General features: G+C 52.3%; 3 protein-coding genes. All 3 read left to right on the forward strand.

The window, feature by feature from the left end:
- The first annotated feature begins 7 nt into the window (after window positions 1-7).
- From L3D05_RS07220 to L3D05_RS07230, 3 genes are read left to right on the forward strand one after another with little or no spacing between them, the layout of a single operon-like run.
- Complete coding sequence (locus tag L3D05_RS07220) at window positions 8-8,986, forward strand: non-ribosomal peptide synthetase (RefSeq protein ID WP_239615326.1); 8,979 nt, start codon at window positions 8-10, stop codon at window positions 8,984-8,986.
- Entirely contained in the window at window positions 8,979-10,193 is a 1,215-nt protein-coding gene (locus L3D05_RS07225) for an ACP S-malonyltransferase (protein ID WP_239615327.1), read from the forward strand. The genes L3D05_RS07220 and L3D05_RS07225 overlap by 8 nt, the downstream gene beginning before the upstream one ends.
- 5 nt (window positions 10,194-10,198) lie before the next feature.
- The gene (locus L3D05_RS07230; protein ID WP_239615328.1) at window positions 10,199-11,857 is read left to right on the forward strand and encodes a type II CAAX endopeptidase family protein; all 1,659 of its coding nucleotides are present in this window, start codon (window positions 10,199-10,201) and stop codon (window positions 11,855-11,857) included.
- Window positions 11,858-11,906 lie beyond the last annotated feature (49 nt).

Consider the following 11,906-nt stretch of genomic DNA (forward strand, 5'->3'; position numbering starts at 1 on the left):
GGATGCTATGATGCGGACGCGACAATCGACACTTGCGGAAGTTCTTCATGACCTTAGGGAATCCGGTAATGGGATTACTTATACGACTAGGCACGAAGAAACTTTCGTTTCATACGGCGAGTTGTACGGCAAAGCGCAGGGGAAATTGTACGTCCTGCAACGTAAAGGCATGCAGCCCAAGGACGAGTTAGTGTTCCAGGTGGAGGATAACGGCGATTTTATCATCCTTTTCTGGGCTTGCCAGCTAGGGGGCATCATTCCCGTACCCCTAGCGGCTGGAAATAACGAGGATCACAAACTTAAGCTGGCCAGAGTGTGGAAAAACCTTCGTAATCCCTATCTGGCCTGTTCGAAGGAAACCCTTAGGCAAATCGAAAAATACTCGGAGCATCCGGAGATCTCATCTTGCCTGGCGTCGATGCAGGGGCAAGCGATCCTCATAGATGACGACGCACAATCGATCGAACTCGGCAGAGGGAATTTGCAACCGATCGGGTCGGAGGATATCGCTTTAATCCAATATTCATCAGGTTCGACTGGCGCTCCCAAGGGAGTCATCTTGACGCATGGGAACATACTTTGCAACATCAACGCCATAATCGATGGCGCAGGGGTAAGTTCGGCCGATCGTTCCCTGAGTTGGATGCCGCTCACGCACGATATGGGATTGATCGGTTGCCATCTGACAGCCCTTACCACCAATATTCATCAATTCATTATGCCGCCGACTTTATTCGTAATGGATCCCGAGCTGTGGTTGCATAAAGCGCATGAGCATCAGATTACGCTGCTGTCCTCGCCCAATTTCGGCTACAAGCATTTCCTGAGCCACTGCAAGAAGGAACGTATCGCCGAATGGAATCTATCGCGTTTGCGGCTCATCTTCAATGGGGCGGAACCGGTATCGGCAACATTATGCGATTTGTTCTTGGATGCGATCGAGCCGGCCGGAGCGAGCAGGAACATCTTGTTCCCCGTCTACGGAATGGCGGAAGCCAGTCTGGCCGTCACCTTTCCTCCAGTGAACGAAGAAGTGATTCCGGTTTACGTGGATAGAAGCTCGCTTTCGGCAGGCGAACCCGTTCTGGAAATCAGCCCCGACGACAAAACATGCGTGACGTTCGTGGACGTTGGCTATCCCGTACAAGATTGCGAGGTCCGTATATGCGATGAGGATGGACGGACATTGCTAGAGCGATATATCGGAAATATCCAGATCAAGGGCAATAACGTCACGAGGGGGTATTACCGTAATCCCGCGGAGACGGACAAGCTCATAACTGATGACGGGTGGCTGAATACCGGAGATTTAGGATTTATGCGCAATGGGCGCCTTGTCGTTACGGGAAGGAAAAAAGACATTATTTTCGTGCGAGGACAAAATTATTACCCGCACGATCTAGAAGGGATAGCTCAGGAACAACTCGGTATCGAGCTTGGGAAAATCGCGATATGCGGAGTGACCAGCGAGAACGCGGGCACGGATGAGATCGCCGCCTTCATCGTGCACCGGGGCAAACCGGACAGCTTCGTCGACATTGTTCTCGATGTTAAGAAGACTTTGAATAAAGCGACCGGCCTATCCATCAAACAGGTTGTACCCGTACGAAGCATTCCCAAAACGACCAGCGGAAAATTGCAACGATACAAGCTGGCAGAAAGCTATGAAAGGGGAGAATTTACGGAAGTCATCGAACGGCTGCACAAGCTTCTGGATGAGCGGATAACGCCCGAGGCAACGGAAACGGCGGACGATTTACTTGAGCGGCGGCTGTCCCGACTATGGGCTGACGGACTTGGACGGGGAAGCGTCGGCATCGATGAGGATTTTTTCGAAATGGGCGGAGATTCGTTAACGGCGGCTTTGTTGCTTAATCGCATTCATAAAGAGTTTCATGTTGAAGTACCTGCTGCCGCCCTATTTGAGTTATCGACAGCGAGGAAACTAGCAAATTACATTCGAGATGCGGAGAAGAGCATTTACGAGCCGATCCCGAAGGCCGAGAAGTGCGAGTATTATCCGGTTTCCTCCTCGCAGTACCGGGTGTACGTGCAAGAACAGTCTCAAGACATCGGGACTAGCTATCATATGCCGGTTCTCATCCATATCGAAGGCGATCTCGACATCGCGAAAGCGGAGCGCGTTTTCCGCCGATTAATAAATCTCCACGAGAGCCTTCGAACTTCCTTTTCCGAAATGGACGGAAACATTGTTCAGCTCGTCCACCGGGAAGAGCAGATCGAGTTTGCCTTGGAAATCTTAAATCTCGAACATGGCGGCGTGCGGGAGGCGATCGATGGATTTATCCGCCCGTTTCGTCTTAGCGAAGCGCCATTATTTCGAGCCGGGCTTATTTCAGAAGGCGATAAAAGGATGGTAGCGGGCAAGCACTATCTTATTCTGGATATGCATCATGCTATATCCGATGGAATCTCGGTCAAACATTTGATCGAACAATTCGCAATGCAATATGAAGGGAAGGACTTGCCGGCCCCTCATCTGCAATATAAAGACTACGTCATGTGGCAGCGGGAGCGGAAGCGATCGGATCGATATGCAAGTGATAGGCTCTATTGGGAGCGGAAATTATCCGGCGAGGTCCCTCTGCTCGAGATGCCGACGAACCGCAAAAGAACTGAAGCTCGAAGCTTCGAAGGCGATTCGATTCCTTTCTCGCTCGACGAGTCGTGCGTAAGGAAGCTGAACGAGCTCGCGCATCGGCATTCGGTTACCGTTAACGTGATCTTATTAACCGCCTACGCGATTGTGTTAAACAAATATACGAGACAGCAGGACCTTGTCGTCGGTTCATTGGTTTCGGGTAGGAATCACGCGGACTTGGAGTCCATTGTCGGCATGTTCGTCAATTATTTGCCGTTGCGGATGTCGATTGATCCTGCAATGACTTTCGTGGAGACGCTTGAACGTTGTGCGCGATCCATAACGGAGGATTATTCACATCAAGATTTTCCCTACGAGGACATGATCGGTTTAGTGTCGGCAAGAACGCCTCAAGGACGAAATCCGTTATTCGATACGATGTTGATCGTGCACAACCAGATGGACATCGGTTCGGAAATAAGGATGGGAGACGGGAAACTGACTTCCGAAGAATGGCGAACGAATACGTCGAAGCTCGATTTCAAGCTGGATGTTTACATGGATGGTAGCGGGCTTACTTGCTGGCTGGAATATAATCGGCATCTCTTCGATCGCGAGACGATGGAGAGATGGTGCGGACACTTCGAGGCTATCGTTCAATCGGTGCTTCATAATCCGCATGTCCAACTGCGCGATATCGACATGCTGACCGAGACGGAGCGTCTTCAAATTGTTCGGTCGTTCAACCGCGAGGTAACAACAACGGAGGATAGCGATGAGAGCGTGCTGCACGAATGGTTCGAGAAAGCCGCGAAACAATGGCCTGATCGCATAGCTGTCTTAAATGGGGATCAACGGATGACGTATCGGGAGCTGAATGGGAAAGCGAACCAGCTAGCTTCGGAACTAAGAAGGAACGGCCTAGGGCCAGACCGGATCGCCGCGGTCGTCGTGGAACGTTCCGCGGAGATGATGATCGGCATTCTGGCCGTTCTGAAAGCAGGCGGAGCGTACTTGCCAATCTCTCCCGACTATCCGCTCGAACGGATACGTTTCATGCTCGAGGATAGCGGCGCCGTCTTATTGCTCACCCAGAAGGCATGGTTGAAACGGTTAGGCGATGCCGAGGAAGAGAAACCAAACGCGACTCGCATAGCTTTCTCCGGCGCCATTCTGGACATCGGAGACGATGAGAGATACCGCGGCGATCGTGATGATGAAGCGACGCACGGAACCGATCCCGTTCATAGCCGCAACTTGGCTTACGTTATCTATACTTCCGGTTCGACGGGCAACCCGAAGGGGGTCATGATTGAACACGGAGCGGCCGTCAACCGAATTCGTTGGATGCAGAAGCAATACCCGATCGGAGAGAACGATGTCATCCTGCAGAAGACGGCCTTTACGTTCGACGTGTCGGTATGGGAACTGCTGTGGTGGTTTTTCGCCGGTGCGGCGGTTAGCTTCTTGTCGCCGGGCGGAGAGAAAGATCCGGACACCATCATTCGAGCGATCGAAGCCCACCGGGTGACGACGCTTCACTTCGTGCCTTCCATGCTGCATTTATTTCTGGAACATCAGGAAAGACGGCAAGAAGCCGATAGGAGCCAAGCTTCTTTGGCGACTTTGAAATACGTATTCGCAAGCGGAGAAGCGTTGCCCCCGCAGCATGTGGAACGCTTTTACGAGCGGTTCGGGTTGTTGCAAGGCGGCCCCATACTCGTTAACTTATATGGTCCCACGGAAGCGGCCATCGACGTATCGTATTACGATTGTCAACCGGAACCATTGGCGGACAGCGTTCCGATCGGCAGACCGATCGATCATATTCAATTGTACGTTCTCGACGAGGCGCGGCAATTGCTTCCGATCGGCGTTCCTGGCGAATTATATATCGCGGGCAAAGGGTTAGCCCGGGGTTATATTCAATTGCAAGAGCTGACTTCCGAGAAATTCGTCGACAATCCTTACGTTCCGGGGACGCGGATGTACCGGACGGGAGATCTCGCGAAATGGCAAGCCGACGGAACGATCGTCTATATGGGCAGGCTCGACCATCAAGTGAAGTTGCGCGGCTATCGGATTGAACTAGGTGAAATCGAAGCGGGATTGCTGCGTCACCCTGCAATTCATGAAGCCGTCGTGACGGTGAAAGAAACGCCTGAAGGCGACAAGTATTTAAGCGCGCACATGGTGAGCGATCAGGTGCTGACGATGTCCATAATTCGCGAGCATCTGGGCCGGTTGCTTCCGGAATATATGATTCCCGCGCGTTATAGCCTCATCGATAAGATGCCGCTCACTTCTAACGGCAAAGTTGACCGCAAAGCGCTGGCAAAGCTTGAAAATGAAGAGCTTACAGCAACGGATTACGCGGCGCCGGACGATGCAACGGAAGAAGATTTGATCGCATTATGGCAGACCGTGCTTCATCGGGAACGAATAGGTGCGACGGACGACTTTTTCGAACTCGGCGGGCATTCGCTTAAGGCGACGGAGCTTCTGAACAAGCTGCATAAGGAGCTCCGGGCTACCTTGTCGTTAAAAGATATTTTTAATAATCCGACGGTACGCCAAATGGCAATCCTATTGCGCGGGAATGAAAAAAGCGACGTTGCCCCGATACCGCCAGCGGAGGAAAGAGAGTATTACGAGCTTTCTCCGGCGCAGAGCAGGTTGTACGTCTTGCAGCAATTCGAACAGATTGGCACCGCCTATCACTTGCCCGCGATTTTCACATACGAGGGTACCGTCGATCAAGATCGGTTCGAGAAGGCGTTGAGTTCGGTCGTTCGGCGTCATGAAAGCTTACGTACCTCATTCGCTATGGTCGATGGGGCGCCCGTGCAGAAAGTCCATTCTTCCTCGACCGTTTCAATCGAATGGAAGGAGGGTTCTCAGGCGACGTTACCGGAGTTGATCCGGGATTTCATTCGCGCGTTCGATTTGGCCGAGCCTCCGCTATTGCGGGCTTCGATAGTGCAATTGCGTCCGAATGAGCAGCTTATTATGTTCGATATGCATCATCTTGTGTCCGACGGTGTCTCGATGGGCGTTCTCGTGGAAGATTTCGTCGGGTTCTATGAAGGAAGAGACCCGGAGAAGCCAGTCGTTCCTTATAAGGATTTCGCCGGTTGGCAGCGGGAAGCATTGGCTAACGGGACTTGGAAAGAGCAAGAACGATACTGGATCGGACAATTTGCCGATGGGGTGCCCACCCTTAACATGCTCACCGATTACAATCGGCCTTCCATGAGATCGTTCGAAGGAGACAAGCTTTCGTTTCGACTGACGAAGGAAGAAACGCTTGCTTTGCGGAAGCTCGCCGGGGATCTTCGAATCACGTTGTATATGGCCATGTTGGCGGTCTTCAACGTTTTCCTGTCCCGTTATTCCGGTCAGGACGATATCGTGGTCGGAACGCCGGTATCGGGTAGGTCTCACGCTGATCTCCATAACGCGGTAGGTATGTTCGTCAATACGCTGCCCATGAGAAATTACCCGACTGGGCATAAAACGTTCAAATCGTTCGCGGAGGAATTACGGGAAAATACGCTGGGTGCGTTCAGCAATCAAGATTATCCGTTCGAAGAGCTGGTCGGAAAATTGCAATTGACGCGTAGCCTAAGCCGAAATCCGCTGTTCGACGCTATGTTCGTCATGCAGAACATGACGATACCGGAGATGACGCTCGATCAACTTCCGCTGAAGCGTTGCGAGTCTCCGCACGTCTCCGCTAAGTTCGACTTCACGCTGGAAGTTGTCGAGACGGAAGAAGCGGAAATCGAATGCCATTTCGAATATTGCACGAAGCTATTCCGGGAAGAGACGGTCGGGACGTGGATTCGGCATTATCGCAATATTCTGAAAGAAGTGACGGCCAACCCTGAGATCGCGATCGGTAATATCGATATGCTTTCCTCGGACGAAATCAGCCAGTTGTTATCCGTTCCTGATGATGAAGTACGTTATCCGCGCGAGAAAACGATCCACGGGCTGTTCGAAGACCAAGCGGAACGAACGCCTGAAGGTGAAGCCGTCGTCTGCGGCAACGAGCGCATCACCTATCGTGAGCTGAACGAAAGGGCGAATCGACTAGCTGCAGGGTTGCGGAGCAAAGGGGTCGTACCCGATCAGCGGGTCGGTCTCATGTTGGATCGCTCCGTCGACATGATCGTAGGTATCTTGGCCATTCTGAAGTCCGGTGGCGCTTATGTTCCGATCGATCCTGATTACCCGGCGGAACGGGCGGCGTATATGATTGCCGATAGCGAAGCCTCGATCGTCGTAACGGAATCGAAGTACGAGGCCGGTCTGCGGTTAATCGCGCCGGAAGTCGTCGATATCGCTCAGCTTTCCTCTTGGTCATGCGATTTCGCGCCAAGTAAGAGCGCGCCCGGCAATCTGGCTTATATTATCTACACATCCGGCACGACCGGAAAACCCAAAGGGGTCATGATCGAGCATCGCAACGTAGTTAGTCTAATGGTTCATGACCCATCGTTATTCGACTTCAATGCAAACGATGCATGGACGATGTTCCATTCGTATTGCTTCGATTTTTCCGTGTGGGAGATGTACGGTGCCTTGTTATACGGAGGAAAGCTGGTCGTGCTGGAGAAGCAGGTCGCGCAAGATCCGGAGCGATTGCTGGATGTGTTGATCGGGGAGAAGGTGACGGTATTCAATCAGACGCCTTCGTCATTCTATCATTTCATTCGCTATGAGTCGGCGAGGCAGAGACCGGAGCTTCAGTTCCGGTACGTGATCTTCGGCGGCGAGGCATTGAAGCCGTCGATGCTCGGTTCTTGGAAACAACGATACCCCGATACCAAGCTGGTGAACATGTACGGGATTACGGAAACGACGGTTCATGTCACTTACAAAGAAATGACGGACATAGAGATCTCATCGAACGTCAGCCGGATCGGTCAGCCGATTCCGACGCTAAACGCCTATATTCTGGACGGCAACTTAAAGCTTGTGCCGTTAGGCGCTGCCGGGGAGCTTTACGTTGGCGGCAAGGGCGTCGCGCGAGGATACTTGAACCGCCCCGAGTTAACGGAACAGAAGTTCATCGCCAATCCCTATCGCCCGGGAGAGACTTTATATCGTTCAGGCGATCTGGTCCGCATGTCTGCGGACGGCGAATTGGAGTACATGGGCCGGATAGATCACCAGGTGAAAGTTCGGGGATTCCGAATCGAGCTGGGGGAAATCGAGCACGGATTACAGCAGCATCCGCATATTCGCGAAGCCGTCGTGCTGGCGAAAGAAGACGCGGATGGCGAAAAGGCGTTATGGGGTTACGTAGCCGTGAACGAAGAGCTGCCGATAGCCGAACTACGCAAGCATCTATCCGCAACGCTGCCGGATTATATGATTCCGTCGTTCTACGTGCAGATGGATACATTACCATTAACGGCGAATGGGAAAATCGATAGAAACGCTCTTATGCGGTTTGAGGCGGATCGAAGGACGAACTCTTCCAACGCGGCTCCTCGGAATGAGCTTGAGAGAAAAATAAGCGAGATTTGGCAAGATGTGCTCGCATTGGACAGCGTCGGCGCGCACGACAATTTCTTCGACGTCGGCGGGCATTCGCTGCTTCTGCTTCGGTTGCATTCGCGTTTGGAACAGCATTATCCCGGAATTGTAAAGGTAACGGATTTGTTTACCTATCCGACGATTCACGTGTTAGCCGCGTTCATCGAAGCCGAGACGGCATCCGCATCGGCGATAAGAACGATGCGCTTCGCTGAGCTGCCCGATTCGTTCTTCGCTAACCGGCAGGGAAAGTCGCAGCGGACATCGCTTACGTTCCAACTGGACTCGCGAACGACGACCGACGCGAAGCGCATGGCGGAGGAAGCGCGGGGCGACCTGGAGTCGGTATTGGCGGGGGCTTATCTCTATCTGTTCGCGCAATTGACGAAGAAAGCCGAGCAGACCATCTACGTAATGGCTCGTAATCAGACTGTACATGCGGTGGATATCGATTTAAGCGGGCAGCAGGACGCTTTCGCGCTTGTCTGTTCGGTTCAACAGCAACTTGTAACGCGTGCCGGAAACGAGGACGAATCGGTTATTAAATCATTGAACGCCATACCTTCTTCTCCAGAGAGCGGCATCTATCCGTTGTTCTATAAGTACGGTCGAAGCGTAGCAAACGCGGCTTCCGACGAAGCGTTCGACATTGTCTTATCTTTCTACGAAGAGAACGATCGGATTACGCTGCTATGCAGTTACGACGAGAGGAAGCTTCGTAAGGAGAAGATGAAAGAACTGTGCCAAGGCTACGTGAAAATGGTCGGTTGGTTGACCAAACCATTCGCGGGCAGTCGGCAAACGGCTGCTGGAAGGGAAGGAGCGACGGATGAATAAAACGGCATTTCTCTATCCGGGAACAGGATCGCAATATACCGGAATGTTCAAGAACCTGTACGAGAGTTATGCGGTCGTCAGACATACGTTCGAGGAAGCGGGGGAGTCGATTGGGCTCGATCTGGCGCGAACGTGCTTCGAAGACGGCTTTCCTGAAGAGGGAAGCATCGCGATTACGCAGGTCGCCATCCTCGCTTGCAGCGTTGCGGGACATCGTGTCTTAGCGCAAGAGGTCGGCTTGAAGCCTTACGTTGCGGCCGGGCATAGCTTGGGAGAGTGGTCCGCGCTAACGTGCGCGGGTGCGCTCGCGCTGCCCGATGCCGTCAAGGCGGTATTAAGGCGGGGAACATGGATGGAGGAAGCCGTTCCGGATGGAGGCGGACTCATCGTCGCTGTGAACCATTTGCCCCTGCAACTGGTAAAGGAATACTGCGTTCCCGACCCTGATAGGAAACAAATCGTCGAAATCGCATGTCGCAACGCTCCGGATCAGGCAGTCATCGCAGGCCACCGCGAAGCCGTCGAACGGATCGCGCTCGCTCTCGAATCGTTGGGCGGCAAAGTCGTCCGATTACGTGCGAAAGTTCCCTTCCATACTTCGCTTATGCGGCCTGCCGCCGAGAAACTATCAAACGAGCTTGCCAACGTATCGTTCGGCAAGCTCGAATGGCCGGTCATTTCCAACGTTACCGCCGCTCCGCACGAGCACGATCCGGCTTCGTTAAGGCTGAAATTGGCGGAACAACTGACGACGGCAGTCCGATGGGAGGAAACCGTTCGGCTTATGCAACGATCTGGAGTTCACTATGCCATCGAGATCGGTCCGCACAAAGTGTTGAAGCAGCTTAACCGCAAGACGGCCAGAAATATTCGTTCCTATGCGCTGGACGTACCTGAGGATTGGCCTTCGATGTTCGAGCTGCGCCGGTTGAAGCCTGCATTTATCGACCAGTGCCTGACCATCGCCGTCACGACCCGGAATCGCAATGACGATGCCGAGCAATACCGTAAGGGGGCGATTGAGCCCTACAAACGATTGTTACAAATCCGGGAGCAATCGGCTGCGGAGGGAAGCGAGCCGTCGTATTCGCGAAAGAAAGAAGGCTTCGAACTGTTATCGGGAATATTGGCGTGCAAACGAGTCGCGGAAGATGAGCTTAACGACCGACTGGCCGACCTGGTTTACCAACTGAACGGAGGGGGATGACGTTAATGAAAAAGATAGCGTTCATGCTGGGAGAAGTATTGCTTCTGCTAGGCTTGTTCATGGCTGTGGCGTTCGTGCACAACACGATGATCGTACCGGATTCCGGAGCTTACGGCAATTACTTGATGGATAATCTGCCTATATGGATTTCGATTATGTTCGCGATTACGGCTGCAATCATTCTGATCGTCTTTCAAATCAAGAAAAGATTAGTAGGAGAACGTTACATCAGCGTATGGAAAATGAGCAAGTTCGCTAAAGTGAGCCGATTGGATGCCGCGATGCTAACGTTGATTGGGATTTTCGCGGCGCTTCTGTTCATGAGCGTCATCCGAATTTCTACGATTGCCGACGCTTTCCCCGATTTTGACGATTATTTGAACTTGTTTATGAAGTCCGATAGCTTTGTCATGGTCATCGTAGGCGTGTGCATCGTCGGACCGCTCTTCGAGGAAGTGTTTTTCCGCGGCGTGCTCTTTAATCTGATGCGCAAGGCTGTTCCGTTAGGAGTGGCTTTACTGCTGCAGGCGATCATCTACGGATACGCCCAACCTAACCCGAGCATCCAAGTTACCGCGTTTTTTCTCGCCCTAATGTACGGGGTTTTGTACACGAAGCTGCAATCGGTCTGGGCGACGATATGGACGGCGTTCGTCATCAATACGATGTTGTTCTGCTCGCAGAAGTTCGGCTTGCTGGAGCTGTTCTCGACTTTCACCGATTCCGTACTGTTCCTCATGGCAGTCTTATGCCTGTTCGTCACGATCGCTTTGGTCGTATCCGTCTGGAAAGGCCGCGATAAGGTCGGTCACCTCAAGATGGTCGGCGGACTGGTTCTATGGCCTCTTATCTTCGTCGTAACCTACTTTCCCTTCTTGAATTTTTGGAACAACCGTATTATGTCGATTTCTTCGATATCCGGCTGGCTCGGCAACAATAACGTAATCGGATTCGTCATTTTCGACTTGGCGACTTTCGCCATCTTTTTCTTCGCGATGAAAGCGATCCATAAGAAAAACTTGATCGTCGTCAGCAATTTCTCGCGAATCGACCGTAAAGTCATGATCATGATTTCGATACTGGGCGTCGGCATGGGCGTATGGGTGCAAGCCTTTTTCAAAATCCCTTATTTTCATGACACCTTCCCGCAATTCGAGCAGCTCTTCGAATATTTGACCACGGCTTCTATTCCGGTCTTTATATTGTTTCTATTCATTCATTCCGCCTACAAGGAAATATTTTTCCGTGCTTTGGTGTATAACGTTTTAAGATCCGTCCAGCCTATCGCCGCCTCGATTCTCGTAACGGGGATTATTTACGGAGGCTTGTTTTTCTTGTGGGATATTCCTATGACGATCTATGCCCTCGCGGGAGCTTTAATCTTCGGCCTTATGTTCGAATGGTTCAGGACGATCTGGGCGCCAATCGTGAACGAGCTCTTCTTGTTCGGTACTTATTTCGTGATGAGAAAGCTCGACATGCCCTACAGCTCCGGAATGGTCTGGCTGCTCGCGATCAGCTCGGTGTTGGTTATCGTCATGATGGTCGTTCTTTATCGGATGAGGGAGAGTGCCCCAGCCGATTCATCCACGCTTAAACAGGGCGGACATGCACCTGCGCCGATCAGCCTCGATCCTGCCAAGCGGAAGGCAATAGCGAAGTAGCCAACCTTGAGGTTTTGCGCGCATCGCTCACTTTCGGACTTCGAGTAAG

This window comes from Cohnella mopanensis, from assembly GCF_022352055.1.
Classification (GTDB): domain Bacteria; phylum Bacillota; class Bacilli; order Paenibacillales; family Paenibacillaceae; genus Cohnella; species Cohnella mopanensis.